At 72.0% G+C, this 17,355-nt stretch carries 17 protein-coding genes; 6 read left to right on the top strand and 11 right to left on the bottom strand.

Annotated elements, in window-relative coordinates; genetic code table 11:
* Positions 1-124: 124 nt before the first annotated feature.
* Positions 125-1,108: a magnesium/cobalt transporter CorA gene (gene corA / locus ACFZAM_RS36035; protein WP_355347640.1), complete on the bottom strand. Its 984-nt coding sequence runs from the start codon at positions 1,106-1,108 to the stop codon at positions 125-127.
* Positions 1,109-1,302: 194 nt separating this feature from the next.
* Between corA and ACFZAM_RS36030 the strand changes: the two genes are divergently transcribed.
* The 3 genes from ACFZAM_RS36030 (at position 1,303) to ACFZAM_RS36020 (ending at position 3,757) form a co-directional block, all read left to right on the top strand.
* On the top strand, positions 1,303-2,517 hold the full coding sequence (locus tag ACFZAM_RS36030) for an AAA family ATPase (protein ID WP_391052510.1): 1,215 nt from the start codon (positions 1,303-1,305) through the stop codon (positions 2,515-2,517).
* 118 nt (positions 2,518-2,635) lie between these two features.
* Positions 2,636-3,277, top strand: a complete 642-nt coding sequence (locus ACFZAM_RS36025) for an HAD-IIIA family hydrolase (RefSeq protein WP_355347634.1) — start codon at positions 2,636-2,638, stop codon at positions 3,275-3,277.
* A gap of 138 nt (positions 3,278-3,415) precedes the next feature.
* Positions 3,416-3,757, top strand: coding sequence for a hypothetical protein (locus ACFZAM_RS36020; RefSeq protein ID WP_355347631.1), 342 nt, complete (start codon positions 3,416-3,418; stop codon positions 3,755-3,757).
* A gap of 54 nt (positions 3,758-3,811) precedes the next feature.
* On the opposite strand, the gene ACFZAM_RS36015 is transcribed toward ACFZAM_RS36020, so the two are convergent.
* Both ACFZAM_RS36015 and ACFZAM_RS36010 read right to left on the bottom strand, forming a co-directional pair.
* A complete protein-coding gene (locus tag ACFZAM_RS36015; RefSeq protein WP_391052507.1) occupies positions 3,812-4,438 on the bottom strand; it encodes a TetR family transcriptional regulator in 627 nt (208 codons plus the stop codon).
* Between the two features lie 113 nt (positions 4,439-4,551).
* Positions 4,552-4,803 carry a hypothetical protein gene (locus ACFZAM_RS36010; protein WP_355347625.1) on the bottom strand — a complete coding sequence of 84 codons (252 nt, stop codon included), beginning with the start codon at positions 4,801-4,803 and terminating at the stop codon, positions 4,552-4,554.
* A gap of 213 nt (positions 4,804-5,016) precedes the next feature.
* On the opposite strand from ACFZAM_RS36010, the gene ACFZAM_RS36005 reads away from it, so the two are divergent.
* Complete coding sequence (locus tag ACFZAM_RS36005; RefSeq protein WP_391052503.1) at positions 5,017-5,610, top strand: hypothetical protein; 594 nt, start codon at positions 5,017-5,019, stop codon at positions 5,608-5,610.
* 119 nt (positions 5,611-5,729) lie between these two features.
* On the opposite strand, the gene tkt is transcribed toward ACFZAM_RS36005, so the two are convergent.
* From tkt to ACFZAM_RS35975, 6 genes are read right to left on the bottom strand one after another with little or no spacing between them, the layout of a single operon-like run.
* Positions 5,730-7,844 carry a transketolase gene (gene tkt / locus ACFZAM_RS36000; RefSeq protein ID WP_391052500.1) on the bottom strand — a complete coding sequence of 705 codons (2,115 nt, stop codon included), beginning with the start codon at positions 7,842-7,844 and terminating at the stop codon, positions 5,730-5,732.
* A 52-nt stretch (positions 7,845-7,896) separates the two neighbouring features.
* Complete coding sequence (locus ACFZAM_RS35995; protein WP_355347616.1) at positions 7,897-8,664, bottom strand: glucose 1-dehydrogenase; 768 nt, start codon at positions 8,662-8,664, stop codon at positions 7,897-7,899.
* A complete protein-coding gene (locus ACFZAM_RS35990; protein WP_391052497.1) occupies positions 8,661-9,371 on the bottom strand; it encodes a nucleoside/nucleotide kinase family protein in 711 nt (236 codons plus the stop codon). Before ACFZAM_RS35990 ends, ACFZAM_RS35995 begins: the two co-directional genes overlap by 4 nt.
* Positions 9,368-10,294, bottom strand: a complete 927-nt coding sequence (locus tag ACFZAM_RS35985; RefSeq protein ID WP_391052495.1) for an ATP-binding cassette domain-containing protein — start codon at positions 10,292-10,294, stop codon at positions 9,368-9,370. Before ACFZAM_RS35985 ends, ACFZAM_RS35990 begins: the two co-directional genes overlap by 4 nt.
* Entirely contained in the window at positions 10,291-11,304 is a 1,014-nt protein-coding gene (locus ACFZAM_RS35980; protein WP_355347608.1) for an ABC transporter permease, read from the bottom strand. Before ACFZAM_RS35980 ends, ACFZAM_RS35985 begins: the two co-directional genes overlap by 4 nt.
* Positions 11,301-12,329 carry a substrate-binding domain-containing protein gene (locus ACFZAM_RS35975; RefSeq protein WP_355347605.1) on the bottom strand — a complete coding sequence of 343 codons (1,029 nt, stop codon included), beginning with the start codon at positions 12,327-12,329 and terminating at the stop codon, positions 11,301-11,303. Before ACFZAM_RS35975 ends, ACFZAM_RS35980 begins: the two co-directional genes overlap by 4 nt.
* A gap of 178 nt (positions 12,330-12,507) precedes the next feature.
* Between ACFZAM_RS35975 and ACFZAM_RS35970 the strand changes: the two genes are divergently transcribed.
* A complete protein-coding gene (locus tag ACFZAM_RS35970; protein WP_355347602.1) occupies positions 12,508-13,740 on the top strand; it encodes an ROK family protein in 1,233 nt (410 codons plus the stop codon).
* Positions 13,741-13,756: 16 nt separating this feature from the next.
* Here the strand turns inward: ACFZAM_RS35970 and ACFZAM_RS35965 are convergent, their stop codons facing one another.
* The gene (locus ACFZAM_RS35965; protein ID WP_391052490.1) at positions 13,757-14,311 is read right to left on the bottom strand and encodes a TetR/AcrR family transcriptional regulator C-terminal ligand-binding domain-containing protein; all 555 of its coding nucleotides are present in this window, start codon (positions 14,309-14,311) and stop codon (positions 13,757-13,759) included.
* A 75-nt stretch (positions 14,312-14,386) separates the two neighbouring features.
* On the opposite strand from ACFZAM_RS35965, the gene ACFZAM_RS35960 reads away from it, so the two are divergent.
* Positions 14,387-15,685, top strand: coding sequence for an MFS transporter (locus ACFZAM_RS35960; protein ID WP_355347595.1), 1,299 nt, complete (start codon positions 14,387-14,389; stop codon positions 15,683-15,685).
* A 67-nt stretch (positions 15,686-15,752) separates the two neighbouring features.
* Here ACFZAM_RS35960 and ACFZAM_RS35955 read toward each other — a convergent pair whose 3' ends face one another.
* Positions 15,753-17,348 (bottom strand): glycoside hydrolase family 3 N-terminal domain-containing protein, encoded by a 1,596-nt coding sequence (locus ACFZAM_RS35955; protein WP_391052487.1) that lies wholly within the window; start codon positions 17,346-17,348, stop codon positions 15,753-15,755.
* Between the last annotated feature and the right edge of the window lie 7 nt (positions 17,349-17,355).

Raw genomic sequence — 17,355 nt, 5'->3', positions numbered from 1 at the left:
CCCCTGAACGCCCACCGGTCGGGCACCGTCATCGGCCTCAAGGCCGAAGTCGGCACCTCCGTCTCCTCCGGCGCCGTCATCTGCGAAATCAAGGAGTGAACGGGACCGCCCGACCCGCACCGGCTCAGAGCCAGCCGCGCCGCTTGAACAGGAAGTACAGGAAGGTCACCACCGACGCCATCAGGCCGAGCACCGCCGGATAGCCCCAGACCTGGCGCAGCTCCGGCATGTGGTCGAAGTTCATGCCGTAGATCCCGGCGATCATCGTCGGGGCCGCCGCCATGGCCGCCCACGCGGAGATCTTGCGCATGTCGTCGTTCTGCCGCACACCCACCTGCGTCAGATGCGCCGCCAGGATGTCGGACAGCAGCCGGTCGAGCCCTTCCTCCGCCTCGTTGACGCGCGCCAGGTGGTCGGCGACATCGCGGAAGAACGGCTTGGTGCGCGCGTCCACGAACGGCGCGTTGCCGCCGGCCAGCCGGGCCATCGGCTCCGAGAGCGGACTGATGGCCCGGCGGAATTCCAGCACCTGGCGCTTGAAGGAGTAGATGACGCCCGCCACCCGCGAGGAGTCGCCGCCGGTGGGGGAGAAGACCTGCTCCTCCAACTCCTCCAGATCCACTTGCAGCTCCGCGGCGATGTCCAGATAGTCGTCCACGACCGCGTCGCAGATCGCGTAGAGCACGGCCACCGGACCGTGCCGCAGCACCTCGGGGGACTTCTCCAAACGGGAACGGGCGTCGGCGGCCGTCTTCGCGTGCCCGTGCCGCACCGTCACCACGAAGGAGTCGCCGATGAAGATCATCAGCTCGTCGGCCGTGACGCGGCTCTTCTCGTCGTCGTAGCGCAACGGCCGCACGACCGTGAACAGCGCCCCGTCGTACGCTTCCATCTTCGGCCGCTGACGGGCCTTGAGCGCGTCCTCGACGGCCAGCGGATGCAGGTCGAACTCGGTGGCGACCCGGTCGAACTCGCTCGTCGTCGGCTCGTGCATGCCGATCCAGACGAAGCAGTTCCCCGACGCGCGGGCCTCGGCGAGCGCGTCGGACAGGTCGTCCGGCGTCTTCTCGCGACGACCGTCCCGGTAGATGGCGCAATCCACGATCACGCGGTGATCCCTTCGGTGAACGTCCGCGGCCGTACCACCCACGCCCGCGCGGCTCCCAGGGCCCGTCCGGCCCTGGCCCGCTCCTGCCCGGAACGCGCCGCTTCATGGCCGGATCGCGCCTCCGCCGCGCCACGCCACCGCGCGACCCGCCCGGTCGGCGCGGATCCCGGCGGCGCGGCTGACAGACTGGCCGCATGCAGGACACCTCCTTCTCTCTGACCCGTGTCCGGCTGCGGCAGTACCGCAGCATCCCGGAAGCCGACGTGGCGCTCGGCCCGCTCGTCTTCCTGATCGGGCCCAACGGCTCGGGGAAGAGCAACTTCCTCGACGCCCTGCGCCTGGTCTCCGAGGGACTGCGGACCTCCCTCGACGAAGCACTCGACCGGCGCGGCGGCGTCGCGCAGGTCCGCCGCAGGTCGGCGGGACACCCGACCCGCTTCAGCGTCGACCTCGACTTCCGCGGCCCGCACGGCGACGGCGGCTACGGAATCCAGGTCGCGGCCGAACGCGGCGGCGGCTTCCGTATCGTCCGCGAGCACTGCACCGTACGGCCCGCCGCCGCCCGCGACGGCGCGGGCACCGCACCGGCCGAGGCCGCCTACCGGGTGGACGACGGGGTGCTGACCTCCAGCACCGAGTCCGGTATGCCCGCGGCCGACCGTCACCGCCTGCTGCTCGCCGACCTCGCCACCCGCAAGCCCTTCAAGCACGTCCACGACGGCCTCGCCGACATCGGCGTGTTCACCCTCAACCCGGAGGCCATGCGCGAGCCGCGGACGCCCGGATCCGGTCAACTCCTCCAGCGCGACGGCTCCGACATCGCCGCGGTACTGCACCGGCTGGGCCGGAGCGCGCGCGGCCGGGAGGACAAGGCGCGGATCGAGAGCTATCTGCGGCAGATCGTGCCGGGCATCCACGGCGTGACCCGGCGCACGCGCGGGGGCCGCGAGATCCTGGAGTTCACCCAGGACGTGCCCGGCGCCAAGGCGCCCTGGCGGTTCGGCGCGCCCTCCGTCTCCGACGGCACCCTGCGCGCACTCGGCGTCCTCACCTCGCTGTTCACCCCCGCGGGCGGCGCCTACAGCACGGTGGCCGTCGAGGAGCCCGAGACCGCCCTGCACCCCACGGCGACCGGCGCGCTGCTGGCCGCGCTGCGGGACGCCAGCGACCGCCGCCAGGTCATCGCGACCAGCCACAGCCCCGACCTCCTCGACACCGACGAGATCGACCCGGCGGAGCTGCTCGCCGTCCGCGCGCCCGGCGGCCGTACCGTCATCGCCCCGCTCGACGCGCCCGCCACCTTCGCGCTCCGCGCCCAGCTCCACACCCCCGGCCAACTGCTGCGCGCCGACCAGCTCCTGCCGCACCCGTCCCCGCCCGCGGGGGAAGAGCACGCGCGTGTGAGGTGAGACGGGCCGCCGTCCGCCCGCCCCGCGCGTCCACCGGTGAGCCGACGGCCGCCACGACGGAGTGAAGGACCGGTCGTGGCGCGCCGGGCGGCGCGGCGGCTGCCCTAGGGTGACGACGATGACTACCACGATCGTGTTCGACATCGGCGAGACCCTGATTTCCGACGCGCGGCACTGGGCGGGCTGGGCCGACTGGCTCGGCGTCCCGTCACACACCGTCTCGGCCCTGGTGGGAGCGGTCGTCGCCGAAGGGCGCGACGACGGCGACGCGCTGCGGCTGATCACCCCCGGCCTCGACATCCCCGCCGCCTACGCCGCCAGGGAGGCGGCCGGGCGGGGCGAGCACCTGGACGAGACGGATCTGTACCCGGACGTCCGCCCCGCGCTGGCCCGGCTGCGGGAGGCCGGCATCAAGGTGCTCGCCGCCGGCAACCAGACCGCCCGGGTCGGGGAGCTGCTCCGCGGCCTCGACCTGCCGCTCGACCTGGTCGCCACCTCCGCGGAATGGGCCGTCGCCAAACCGAGCCCCGGCTTCTACGCGAAGGTCGTCGAGGTCGCGGGGGCCGAACCCGAAGAGATCCTCTACGTCGGCGACCACCCCGGCAACGACGTCTTCCCCGCGAAGCGCGCGGGACTGCGCGTCGCCCACCTGCGCCGCGGGCCCTGGGGCCACCTGTGGGCCGACGACCCCGACGTGGCCGCCGCCGCGGACTGGCGGATCAACTCCCTGACCGAACTCGTCGCCATCGCGTCCCGCTGACCGGCACCGGCACCGGCACCGGCCTGGGCACCGGCATCGGAAGCCGTACCGCGCGCGGACCGCGACGGGATTGATCATCCGTTCCGTGGGGAGGCGGAGGAATGGGGAGGCGGAGGAATGAGGAGAGAGGGCGGGGACATGAGCACGAGCTACCAGGACGGCTGGATCGAGTGCACACCTGACGCGCTCCGGATCCGCGGCTACTACTTCCCCTGGGGCACGAAGACGATTCCGTACGCGTCGATCCGCACGGTCACCCGCGTGAAGATGGGCGTGTTCAGCGGGCAGGGCCGCATCTGGGGCACCGCGAACCCCCGTTACTGGGCGAGCCTCGATCCGCGGCGGCTGTCCAAGACGGAAGGTCTCGTCCTGGACACCGGGAAATTCGTCCGGCCCTTCATCACCCCGGACGATCCGGCGGCCGTCGAGAGCATCCTGCGCGAGCGCTCCGGCGCCGGACCGGACGACCGGGATTCCTAGGGCCTGACCGATCCCGTACGCCTGTCCGCAGCGGGGCCGATCGTACGGAGGGCGTCAGCCGAGCGCACCCGCCACCGTCACGGCGGGCCCGGTCCGGCCGACGTCACCGGTCCCCGCCGCGATCAGCGCCGAGGCGGCGGCCCGGGCGGCGACGGCCGCCGAGGGGTCGCGGTCCATCCGGGCGGAGATCCCGGCGCCGTCGTAGAGCAGATGGAGCTGGCGGCCCAGCGACCGCGGGTCGGCGGCGCCCGCCTCACCGGCGAGGCGGGTGAACAACTCCCGCAGCCAGGCACGGTAGTTGTCCGCGGCCCCCTCCACGAGACTGCCGGGACCGGCCTCCGCGCCGGCCCGGACGAAGGCGCAGCCGTGGAAGTCCGGTTCCCCGAAGAGCGCGCCCTGCGCCTCGAAGACCGCCAGCAGCCGCTCGCGCGGAGTGTCGCGGCTGTCGACCGCGTCGGTGATCCGCTGGGTGATGCCCGCGTGGCGGCTGTCGAGGTAGGCCCGGATGAGCTGTTCCTTGCCGCCGAAGGTGTTGTACAGCGACGCCTTGGCCACGCCCGCGTGCTCGATGACCCGGTCGATGCCGACGCTCCGCACGCCCTCGGCGTAGAACAGCTCGTCCGCGGCGGCGAGCAGTCGCTCACGCGCCGACGGCTTCGTGGTGGTCCGGGAAGTCGCCATGACCGTCACCTTTCGGACAGATCTGTCTGCATTATGCCCCGACGGCGGGACAAGCCCGGGGGCGGCGAGCCGGGACGGTCGGGGGGCGGTCGCGCCCGGCCCGGAGTCCGAGGTCACACGGCCGGCCGGGGGGACTGCTCGGAGGCGGCCCAGGTCAGTTGCTTGAGCTCCATCCGGGCGGCCGGAGCCGTTCCGGGCAGCGACGCCCAGTAGGGATGGGTGGAGATCCGGACGGAGAGCCTTTGCAGGCGGCGCCGGAGCACGGTGGTCTGCGTACCGGCGGGAGCGTCGGCGAGCAGGCGGTAGGTGATGTACCAGTCGCGCTGCGCCTCGATGAGATCAGCGGGGAAGTCGTGCTGCTTCATGGGGGCAATCCTGGCACGTGTTCGAATAATTGTGCGAGTCCATCTCGTCACGTTCGTACGACAGCCGCCCCTCCGCCGCCGGTGGCCGGGGACGCGGCCGGGTGGAGAGGCGGTGGAGGGGCGGAGAATGGGGGAGAGGGGGACAATCGGGGTGTTCGCCCGCGTGTCGCGGCTCACGCGCCGCGGCTCGCCCCCGGTGGAGGAGGTCCGGACATGAACGAGGCAACGCGACGGCAGGGCGCGACCGTGTGGGACCCGGCGACGGACGGCGGCACCGCGGGCCATGGCATGGGGGACCGGCCCAAGGGGCCGCACAACATCCAGAACCACTCCGAGGAGTTCGACCAGTCGGTCCGGGACGCGGAGACCGAGGCCGCCACCGCCGACCGGGCCCGCTTCCACGGCGTGTCCGTCCGGCTGCTGGAGTCGGGCACGGCGGTGCACGACATGATCCAGGCGCTGTTCAACAGGGAGACGACCGCCCCGGCCGATCTGCGGCCTGTGGCCGACGCCTTCCGTCGGCACTGCGCCGCCAAGGACGCCACGGCGGGGCGCGCGCTGGAGTCCCACCCGCCGGTCGCCGAGGCGGTCAGGCGCGACCGCGAGGAAGGCGCGTACCTCCTCGCCCTCCTCGACGGCTCCATCGCGTCGCCGGGTCCGGCCGGAACGCGCGCCCAGACCGTCAACGGTGTGCTGGCCGACATCGACCAGTTCCTCGGCCACGAACAGCGCGACTTCATCCCGCTGATCGAGCGCGAACTCCCGGTCTCGCAGAGCAACCGCCTGGCCGCCTCCTTCGACGGCTGACGGCTGACTACTGACGGCCGGAGGACGACGCGTATGCCTGACGCCTGCGACGCCTGCGCCTCACACCTGCGCGTACGCCCGAACCCCGCGCTCCGACCGGCGGCCCCGCTGCCGCCTCACTACCTGCCCATCAGCTCCCGCGCCGCCGACGCGACCGCGTCCGCCGTCAGCCCGAAGTGCTCGTAGAGTTCGGCGGCCGACGCCGACGCGCCGAACTCCTGGACGCCGATCGACCGGCCGTCGAGGCCGATCAGGTCGTACCAGCCCTGACCGACGCCCGCCTCGACCGCGATCCGGCGGCGTACGCCCGGCGGGATGACACTGTCGCGGTACGCCGCGTCCTGCGCGTCGAACCACTCACGGCACGGCATCGACACGACGCGCGCCCGTATCCCGTCCGCGGCCAGCGCCCGCGCCGCGGCGACGGCGAGCTGCACCTCGGACCCGGTGGCGATGACCACGACGTCCGGGTCGGCCGGACCGGCCGACGGGTCCGCGACGGGCGCCTCGTACCGTACGTAACCGCCCCTGACCGCCTCGGCGGCCGAGCCGAACCCGTCCGTGCCGTCGGGGAAGACCGGCAGGTCCTGACGGCTGAGGCTGAAACCGGTCGGCCCGGCGGACCCGGCCGCGCCGAGCACCTTCCACAGGGCGACGGCCGTCTCGTTGGCGTCACCGGGCCGCACGATGTCCAGGCCCGGTATCGCGCGCAGGGACGCCAGGTGCTCGACCGGCTGGTGGGTCGGGCCGTCCTCGCCGAGGCCGATGGAGTCGTGCGTCCACACGTAGAGCGTCGGCAGCTTCATCAGCGCGGCGAGCCGTACCGCCGGGCGCATGTAGTCGCTGAAGACGAGGAAGGTGCCGCCGTAGGGACGGCTGAGGCCCGACAGCGCGATGCCGTTCATCGCGGCGGCCATGAAGTGCTCGCGGATTCCCCAGTGGACGGTGCGTCCCGCCGGGTCGGCGCCGGGCTGCGCGCTCGACGCCGGAAGGAAGGACGAACTGCCCTCCACCGTCGTGTTGTTGGAGTCGCCGAGGTCGGACGAGCCGCCCCACAGCTCGGGCAGTTCCGCCGCCGCCGCGTTCAACGCCCGCCCGAACGCCTTCCGCGTGGCCACCTGGGTGTCCGCCGCGAAGACCGGACGCGCGTCCTCGAAGGCGGCGGGGAGCCCCTTGGCCGTCAGCCGGTCGAGCAGCGCCCGCCCGTCCGGATTCCCGCGCGCCCACGCGTCGAACGCCGCGTCCCACTCCCGGTGGGCCGCCGATCCCGCCGCGCGCGCCGCCGACGTCAGCCGGTCGTGGAGATCGGCCGATACGTCGAAGGCGGTGTCCGGGTTCACGCCGAGGACGGACTTCGCCGCGCGGACCGCGTCGGCCCCGAGAGCGGAGCCGTGCGACTTCGCGGTGTTCTGCGCGCCGGGCACCGGCCAGGAGATGATGCTGCGCATCAAGACGATCGACGGCCGCGTCGTCTCGGCGGCGGCTTCCTCCAGCGCCCGCGACAGTGCGGACACGTCGATGTCGCCGTCGGCCGCGAGGCCGACCCGCTGCACGTGCCATCCGTACGCCTCGTAGCGGGCGCCGACATCCTCGCTCGTGGCCAGGTCCGTGCTGCCCTCGATGGAGATCCGGTTGTCGTCGTAGACGACGACGAGGTTGCCCAGGCGCTGGTGACCCGCGAAGGAACCGGCCTCGGCGCTGATGCCCTCCTGGATGTCGCCGTCGGAGCACAGGACGAACACCCGGTGGTCGAAGGGGCTTGTCCCCTCGGGCGCGTCGGGGTCGAGCAGGCCGCGCTCGCGGCGGGCGCCCATCGCCATCCCGACCGCGGTGGCGATGCCCTGGCCGAGCGGCCCGGTCGTGGTCTCCACACCCGGCGTGTGCCCCCATTCGGGGTGCGCAGGGGTGAGGCTGCCGCGCTTCCGGTAGGCGCGCAGGTCGTCCAGCGTGAGCGGATATCCGGCGAGGTAGAGCTGGATGTACAGCGTGAGGCTGGAGTGACCGCAGGACAGGACGAACCGGTCCCGCCCGCGCCACCGGGGGTCGGCGGGGTCGTGGCGCAGGAAGCGCCGGAATATCAGATGGGCGGCGGGCGCCAGGCTGACGGCGGTGCCGGGGTGACCGTGGCCCGCCTCCTGCACGGCGTCCATGGCCAGGACGCGGGCGGTGGTCACGGCCCGCTGGTCGTCCTCGGTCCAGGGTATGTGGGCATGCTGAACGTACGTGCTCGTCACGAGCGCTCCTTCGACACGAAAAGAGGGTGCGGGCGGGGCGGGGCCCGCCGGCTCACCAGAGGGTGTAGCCGCCGTCGATGACGAGGATCTCGCCGGTGACGAAGGACGAGGCGGGGCTGGCCAGGTAGAGCGCGGCCGGGGCGATCTCCGACGCCTGCGCGTACCGCTGCATGGGCACTTCGTCGATCCAGTAGTGCTTGTACTCGGGCAGGTCGATGTCCGAGATCTCGGTCTTCGTGTAACCGGGCGCGATCGCGTTGACCCGTACCGACCTCGGCGCCCACTCGGCGGCCAGGGACTTGGTCAGGTGGTGCACCCCGGCCTTGGACACGGCGTAAGGGGCGTGCCACTGCGGGCGGTTGATGATCATGCCGGACATGGAGCCGACGTTGACGATCGATCCGGTGCCGCGCTCGACCATCGACTCGCCGACGACCTGGCTGACCTTCCAGACCGCGTCGAGGTTGGTGGCCATCACACGGTCCCAACTGTCGTCGTCGATGGTCAGGGACTCGCCGTGGATGCCGATGCCCGCGTTGTTGATCAGGACGTCGACCGGGCCGAGCTCCGCGGTGACCCGCTCGTTCATGGCCACGATGTCCGCGCGGCTGGTGACGTCGGTCCTCGTCGAGATCGCGGTGGCGCCCAGCGCGGTGAGTTCGGCGACCGCCTCGGCGTTGCGCGCCTCGTCCCGGCCCGCGATGGCGACGGACGCGCCCGCTTCCGCCAGCGCGGTGGCGATGGCCTTGCCGATGCCGCGGTTTCCGCCGGTGACGACGGCGACCTTGCCGTTCAGCCGGAACTGGTCCAGGACACTCATGCCGATTGCTCCTCGGTTGACGTCGGCGCTGACTGCGCGTTGGGCACCCGGACGATCCGGTCCGCGCGGGTGCGGGTTGCGTGAATGAGTTCTGCGTTGCGCTGGTCGGAGCCGTGCGACCGCTCGTACGCCTCCGCCGCCGACCGGCCGTACCGCATGTGCCGGGCGATCAGCCGTTCCATGCGCACGTCCTCGTCGGGGTCGACGTACCAGCACGCGTCGAGCAGCGGCTGTACGGCTCCCCACCGGGGCCCGTCGACCAGCAGGTAGTTGCCCTCGGTGACGACCAGCGGGACGTCACGGGGGACGGGCACCGCGCAGGCTATGGACTCCTCGATGGCGCGGTCGAAGAACGAGGCGTAGACGACCTCCTCGTCGCGGGCGCGCAGCCGGCGCAGGAGGTTGATGTAACCGGCCGCGTCGAAGGTGTCGGCGGCCCCCTTGGAGGCGTGGCGGCCGAGCCGGTGCAGTTCGGCGTTGGCCAGGTGGAAGCCGTCGAGGCTGACGAGCACCGCCTGGTCACCGAGCGCGTTCACCAGGGCTTCGGCGAGAGTGGACTTCCCGGAGCCGGGCGCGCCCGTGATTCCGAGGATCCGGCGCTGCCCGGAAGTGATCAGCGCCCGGGCCGAGTCGATGAGGGCGTCGTAGTCCGCGCCGTCGGCCCCGGGATTGTGCTGGGGGTCGGCGGCCGGTCCTGGGGGGTTCAATTTTCGCCTTTCGAGAGATCCGTCGGTGCCGCGTGCGCGCTCTGCGGGGCGGAGTCCCCGGCGGGTGCTTCCACGCCCACGAGGGTGTCCGGCGCCTTGGCGCCGGTCATGACGGCGACGGCTTCTTCCATGCTGGTGTCGTTCTTGTCGACCAGGGCGATACGCCGCCCCAGCCGGTGGATGTGGATCCGGTCCGCGACCTCGAAGACGTTCGGCATGTTGTGGCTGATGAGCACCACCGGCAGGCCGTTGTCGCGGACGCGCAGGATCAGGTCGAGGACCTGGTTCGTCTCGCGCACGCCGAGCGCGGCGGTCGGTTCGTCCATCACCACGACGCGGGTCGCCCACGCGGCGACGCGCGCCACCGCGACGGCCTGCCGCTGCCCGCCGGACAGCGTCTCGACCTTCTGCCGGATGGACTGGACGCGGATGCCCAGGTCGGCCATCTGCTGGGCCGAGCCGCGGCGCATGGCGCCCTTGTCCAGCTGCCGGAAGACCGTGCCGAGTACGCCGCGACGGCGCTGCTCCCGGCCGAGGTAGAGATTCTGCGAGATGTCCAGGGCCGGGGCCACGCCCAGCTCCTGGTACACCGTCTCGATGCCCGCCCTGCGCGCGTCGAGCGGGCTGCGGAACTGCACTTCCTCGCCGTTCAGACGCAGGGTGCCGGAGCCGGGGACGACCGCGCCGGTCAGCGATTTGATCAGCGTCGACTTGCCCGCGCCGTTGTCCCCGATGACGGCCAGGATCTCGCCGGGCCGCAGGTCGAAGTCGGTGTTGTCCATGGCCACGACGTGGCCGTAGTGCTTGGTGAGGCCGCGGCCCTCCAGCACCTTCGGCTGGGACCCGGACTCGGCGGGCTGGGACCCGGTGGGGGTGTACCTGCCGGGAGCGGACCCGTCGGGCAGGGATGCGGAGTGCGTCATCGCGACTGCCTCCTTCGTACGAGTTGGTCGACGCCGACCGCGACGACCACCAGGACACCGGTGGCGACCTGCTGGTAGAGCGAGTCGATGCCGGCCTGGGTGAGGCCGTTCTGCAGCACGGTCACGATCAGCGCGCCGATGAACGTTCCGATGACGCCGCCGCGACCGCCGAACAGGCTGGTGCCGCCGATGACGACCGCGGTGATGCTGTCGAGGTTGGCGGTCGAGTAACCGCTCGGGTCGGCGGTCGGGGTACGGCCGAGCGCCTGCCAGGCGGCGAAGACGTAGACGACCGCGGCGACCATGTACACCCCGAGGAGCAGGCGCTTGACCTTGATCCCGGCGAGTTCGGCGGCCTTGTGGTTGTCACCGAGTGCGTAGACCCGCGTGCCCCAGGAGGTCTGTCCGAGGGCGTAGGCCAGGACGGCGGTGAGGCCGATCCAGAGCATCACGCCGTAGGTGATCGTCACCCCGCCGACCGTCACACCGTTGTTGAGGCAGGTCAGCAGGCTGGAGTTGATCGGGTACGTCTGCGACGAGGTGTAGAGCCTGGCCGCCGCGGCCACCACGGACATCACGCCGAGGGTGACGATGAACGGTGGCAGTCTCAGCAGCGAGACCAGCGCGCCGTTGACCGAGCCGACCGCCACGCACACCACCAGGCCGACCAGCAGCGCCAGGGCCGGGTTGTTGTGGACGGCGATCTTGCCGATCACGACAGAACCGAGCACCATGATCGCGCCGTTGGCCAGGTCGATCCCCGACGTCAGGATGATCAGGGTCTGTCCGAGGGCGAGGGTGCCGACCACGACGGACTGCTGGGCGATCAGCGACAGATTCTCCGAGTTGAAGAACGTGCTGGTCGACAGCGTGAAGACGATCACCGCGACGATCAGGGCGGCGAGCGGTCCGGCGATCTGGTTGCCGGCGAAGGCGCGGAGCAGGCTGCCGCGCGAGATCCCCGTCTCCAGCGCCTCCGCGTCCGCGTCATGCGTCGTCGTTCCTGTCACTTCGGACCCCAGCAGTGGTCGAGGCCCCAGGCGGAGGTCTCGGAGGCGATGCCCTTGACCGGCTTGTCGGTGATCAGGACGGTGCCCGAGTCGGTGACGCCGGCCTTCGGCTTGGTGCCGTCCTTGATGTAGGCGGCGGCGGCCTCGACGGCCATCTCACCCATCTTGCTGGGGAACTGCATGGCGGTGGCGCCGATGACGCCGTTCTTCACGTCCTGGACGCCGGAGCACGCGCCGTCGACCGAGACCAGCGTGGTCTTGCCCGCGAGGCCCTTGTTCTTGATCGCGGTGTAAGCGCCGTGCGCGGTCGGCTCGTTGATCGTGTAGACGACGTTGATGTCGGGGTGGGCCGACAGCAGGTTCTCCATCGCGGACTGCCCGGTGTCGATCGTGCCCTGGGTGAGCGCGGTGCCCGCCACCTGCGGCGACTTGGCGGTGATGCCGTAGCCCTCGAGGAAGCCGTCGTGGCGTCCCTTGGCCGGACCGTCGGACAGGTCGAAGTCGAGCATCGCGATGTGCGGGTCCTGCGGCGAGGACGCCTTGGCCCACTGGCCGATGAGCTTTCCCGCGGCGACGTTGTCGGTCGCGTAGGTGGCGTCCGCGGCGCTCTCCGGCGACAGCGGCGAGTTGACGGTCATCACGAGGATGCCCTTGTCCCTCGCCTGCTTCACCACGCCGTTGAGCGCGGTCGCGTTGGCCGGGGTGAGCACGATGGCCTTGACCTTGTTGGCGATCATGTTCTCGATGGCGGTCACCTGGGTGGCGGAGTCACCGGGCACCTTGGCCTCGGCCTTCATGACCTTCCAGCCCTTGGCCTTGGCGGCGGCCTCGGTCGCCTTCTCCAGGGTGCCGAAGAACGGGTTGCTCAGGTTCAGCTCGACGATGCCGATCGTGACCGCTCCGCCGGAACTGCCGGTGGTGCTGCCGCTGCTCGAACTGCACCCCGCGACGGCGAGGGCACAGGTTCCGGCCAGGGCCATGACTCCGAGCTGTGCCGGTCTGCTGGCCCATCGGGTGATCTTCATGGGGTTCCTCCTGGATGCGGGGCCGTTAACTCGGCCAGTCGGCAGAGCACGGGGCGATGACAGAGATATTTCGCAATGTTTCACTGGCTGTCAAGCAGAAATATTTATCTTTTGTCTTTCCACCGACAAAAGAACGTGCTTCACTAAGCTCTGGCCGACGTCCGAGACCGGGAGTGAGATGACTGCGACGACCAGTACGACGACAGGCGGCCCGTCACCGTGGCGAGCCGACGAGGGGCCTGGAAGAATCCTGGAACTCATCACCACGGGCCAGGCCCGCACGCGGTCCGCCCTCACCCAGGTCACGGGCCTGTCCCGGTCCACGGTCGGCCAGCGGCTCGACGCGCTGTTCGCCGCCGACCTGATCCGCGAGGGCGCGGAGAACGTGCCCTCGCGCGGCCGGCCGTCCAAGACGCTCCAGCTCAACCACGCGGCGATGCTGATGATCGGCGTGGACATCGGCGAGGAGCGGACCCGTATCGCGGTCACCGACCTCAACACCAACATCCTGGTCGACCGGGTCGAACGACTCGCCCTCGGCGAGGGCCCCGACGTCCTGCTCGACAAGATCACCGAGACCGTGCGCGACATGATCGTCCAGGCCGGACTGGGCGACATACCGGTGGCGGGCATCGGCCTCGGCCTGCCCGCGCCCGTGGACTACGACGCGGGCAAGGTGCTCGGCTGGTCGATCATGTCCGGCTGGGACGGCTACGACATCCGCGGCCACCTGCGCAGGACCTGGCAGGTCCCGATCCTGATCGACAACGACGTCAATCTGCTCACCCTGGCCGAGCACCGGCGGTTCTGGCGCGACGAGCCGCACCTGCTCTACATCAAGGCCGGTACGGGGGTCGGCAGCGGCATGGTGATCGGCGGCCAGATCAACCGCGGCGCCCAGGGCGCGGCGGGCGACATCGGCCACGCGCACATCGGCGGCTTCGGCGACCCCCAGTGCCGCTGCGGGAACCTCGGCTGCCTGGAAGCCCTGATCGGCGGCTGGGCCCTCGCCCGCGACCTGCGCAGCCGCCAGCACAGCGACAGCCACGACGCGCGCTATGTCGTCACCCAGGTCAAGCGCGGCGACACCGAGGCCGTCGCCAGCCTGCGGGCCGCGGGCCGCGTCCTCGGCGAGATGGTCGCCTACGCCACCAGCCTGCTCAACCCCGACGTCATCGTCCTCGGCGGCATGCTCGGCACCACCGGCGACCACCTGCTGGCAGGCGTGCGCGAGGTGATCTACCAGCGCTCACTCCCCCTGGCCACCCGGCAGTTGCGCATCGTGCCCACCCGCTACAAGTCCCGCGCCGGGATCGCGGGCGCGGGCTATCTCGTCCGCGACCACGTCCTGAATCCCGCGACCCTCGACATCACCCTGGCCGCCGGAGGCTCCCCGATCGCGGTGACGTGACCCCCGGCCCCCGCGGCTACGTGGTCGCCAGCAGCGTGGCGACCAGGCCGCGCGCCCATGCGCTGGAAGCGGGCCGGGCGCTGAAGATCGCGCGGTAGTACAGCGGGCCGAGCAGCGTGTCGAGCGCGCGCTCCAAGGACGGGACCTTGCCGCCGCGCGCCTGCTCGCGCTCGATGATCGCGCGGAGCTGGTCGTGCCGGTCGGCCGTGCACGCGCAGCCGCCCTCCGGGCCCGAGCCGATCGTCGCGCGCATCAGCGCCAGCACGTCGGGGTCGGCGAGGTCGGTGGCGACGTCGCCCATCCACCGCTCCAGGTCACCGGCCAGCGAGCCGGAGTCGGGTACGACGATGTCGCCGCTGAACCTGCTGGTCGCGACATCGGCCAGGAGCTGCGCCACCGAACCCCAGCGCCGGTAGACGGTGGTGGGGTGCACCCCGGCGCGCGCGGCGACGGCAGGAATGGTGAGCGCGTCGCCCGGTTCCGTGGCGAGCGATTCCTCGACGGCTCGGTGCACTGCGGCCCGTACGCGTGCGGAACGGCCACCGGGACGGGTCTGGACTGCTTCGGTCATGCGGAAATTATCGCACCAATCGCTGCGTTAGCATGAACGTCGCTAACGCAACGATCACTGCAATCGGAGAGTCGTATGACCGGCGCGCTGACGCCCCAAGAGAAGAGCCCCGCGTCCCCGGGTGTCACGTCCCGGGGCGCCGAGCCCGTGGCGATACCGGGCGCGGGGAACGGCTCCCGGCGGCGCGGCCTGAGCCGTCCCGTCGCCTTCGCCGCCATCGCCGCGATCTTCATCCTGTTCATGGCGGCGTCGAGCGCGCCGTCCCCGCTCTACGTCGTCTACCAGCACGAATGGAACTTCTCCGCGTCCATGCTGACCACCGTCTTCGCGGTGTACGTCGTCGGCATGATCGGCGCGCTGCTGGTGCTCGGGGCGCTGTCGGACCACATCGGCCGCCGCCCCGTCCTCGTCTCGGCCATCGCGCTCGAAGCCGTCGCGATGCTGCTGTTCATCGTCGCGGGAGACGTCTCCGTGCTGCTGGTGGCCCGCTTCGTCCAGGGCATCGCCACCGGCGCGGCCATGACGACACTCGGCGCGACCCTGGTCGACCTCAACCCGCCGCACGCACCGCACCGCGCCGGAGTCATCAGCGGCGCCGCCCCCACCTTCGGCCTCGGAGTGGGCGCGCTCGGCTGCGGCTTCCTCGTGCAGTACGGCCCGCACCCGACCCGCCTGGTCTACGTACTCCTGCTCGCCGGTCTGGTGCTCGCGGGCCTGCTCGTCTCCCTGCTGCCCGAGACCTCGCAGCGGCGGCCCGGCGCGGCGCGCTCGCTGCAACCGCGCCTCGGCGTCGCCCCCCGGCTCCGCGCCGACCTCGTCGGACTCGTGCCGATCCTCGTCGCGAGCTGGGCGCTGGGCGGTCTGTACCTCGCGCTCGGCCCCTCGGTCGCGGTGGGACTGTTCGGCCTGTCCAGCCACGTCATCGGCGGACTCGTCGTCACCCTGCTGTGCGGACCGGCCTCGATCACCGCCTTCGCCCTGCGCGGCTGGCCCACCGAACGCACCCTCGCGCTCGGCGCCGCCCTGCTGGTCACCGGCACCGCCGTCGGCCTGGCCGGAGTGCAGGCCGAGTCGGTCACCACGGCCGCCCTCGGCACCGCCGTCGCCGGTGTCGGCTTCGGCGCCGCCGGTCTGGCCAGCTTCGGCACCCTCGCCCGGATCGCCGAACCGGCCGAGCGCGGCGAACTCTTCGCCGTCGCCTTCGTGATCTCCTACCTCGCCTTCAGCATCCCCGCCGTGGTCGCCGGATTCGCCACCACCGACGTCGGCCTCCACCGCACCGCCGTCGTCTACAGCGCGGCCGTCATCGTCTTCGGCGCCCTCGCCCTGATCGCCCAACGCGTCCGTATCAGCCGCACGGCGGCGAACGCGTAGCACCGACGCGCGGCGCCTACCCGCAGCACCCGCGGTCCTCGGCCCCACGGCCGAGGACCGCCGGGCGTCAGCGGGTGAGCAGCGCGGCGACCGCCCGGGCGGTGGGGAGGGATTCGCCGTGGGTGAAGACCGCGTTGACCGCCTCGGGCAGGACGTCCTCGGTGCCCGGCCAGCCGAGGCACACGACGACAGCGCCGGGGGAGAGGGCCAACTGCCGTGCGAGCGCCGCGTCCTGGGCGGGATCGCTGCCGGGCGTGCCGACCAGGACCACATCGGCCGGGATACCGGGGGAGGCCGTACCGTCCTGCGCCTCGCCCGGTGTCAGGTCCCCCTGCTGGGCCCGGCCCTCGACGGTGGCCGTCCGCGCGAAGACCGCCTCGACGGTCGAGCCGGGCAGCCGGTTGAGCAAGGCGTCCGCGACCAGGTCGGAGAGCCGCCCGGTCGCCACATTGCGCCGCCTGCGCACGTCCACGACGCGCACCGCCCCGCTCAGCGAGCCGGCGACCTGTCCGCGTACGCGCAGCGCCCGCCGCGCCGCGGCGGCGTTGGCGTCCGTCACGTCCGACGTCACCGAAGCTTCCGAGACGTCGCCGCCTCGGGCCCCTTGAGTCCAGTCCGCGAGGGCGTGGACGCGGGCCGCCGCCTCTTCGAGCCGGGCCACCGGCAGGCGGCCCTCGGCGACCGCCCGCGTCACCGCGTCCAGCACCGCGCGGAACTCCTCCTCGTCGGTGGGCGTGCCACCGGTCAGCGGCAGGCCCGGATTGCCCAGGCACACCAGATCGACGCCCGCGGCCAGCGCCCGTACCGCGCTCTCGGCGAAGCCGATGGTCTCGGCGACCGCCAGCATGCTGATCGCGTCGGAGACGATCACGCCGTCGAAGCCCAGACCGTCGCGGAGCAGGGCGACGACGGCGGGACTAACCGTCGCCATCGCGCTGTCCAGCGCGGGGAAGACGATGTGCGAGGTCATCACGCAGCGCACCCCTGCCGCCACCGCGCCCGCGAACGGCACGAGGTCCCGGCTCCGCAGCGTCTCCAGATCGACCGCCACGACCGGCAGGCCCACATGCGAGTCGACCTTCGTGTCGCCGTGGCCGGGGAAGTGCTTGGCGCAGGCCGCGACCCCCTCGGCCTGCATCGCGGTCACGAACGCGGCCGTGTGCGTGCCGACCAGACCGGGGTCCGCGCCGAAGGAGCGCACCCCGATCACCGGGTTGGCGGGGTCGGAGTTGACGTCCGCCACCGGCGCGAGCGCCAGGTCGATGCCCGCCGCCCGTACGTCACGGGCGATCCCGCGCGCGACCGCCGCGGTCAGCGCGAGGTCGTCGGCGCGGCCGAGCACCGCCGCACCGACGTGCGGAGAGCCGCCGCGCACATGCAGCCGGGTGACACCGCCGCCCTCCTCGTCCATCGCGATGACCGCCCGCCCGGCCGCGTGGATCCGCTCCGACAGCGCCGCGGTCTGCTCGGGCGACTCCAGATTGTGCCCGAAGTAGCAGACGGAGCCCAGGCCGTCGCGCAGGGCGTCGAGCAGCCACGGCGGCGCCGACGTACCGGTGAAGCCCGGCATGAGGACGGCGTGGACCAGTCGCCGGGTCCGCTCGTCCACGGCGGGCGCCGTGCTCGTGGTGCTCCCGGAGGCCCCGGTGTTCACAGATGACATGGAGTCC

It is taken from the genome of Streptomyces sp. NPDC008079 (genome assembly GCF_042957385.1).
In the GTDB taxonomy this organism is placed as follows: domain Bacteria; phylum Actinomycetota; class Actinomycetes; order Streptomycetales; family Streptomycetaceae; genus Actinacidiphila.
Note: the sequence above shows the minus strand (reverse complement) of the source record. Positions and strands in the feature narration are given on the sequence as shown.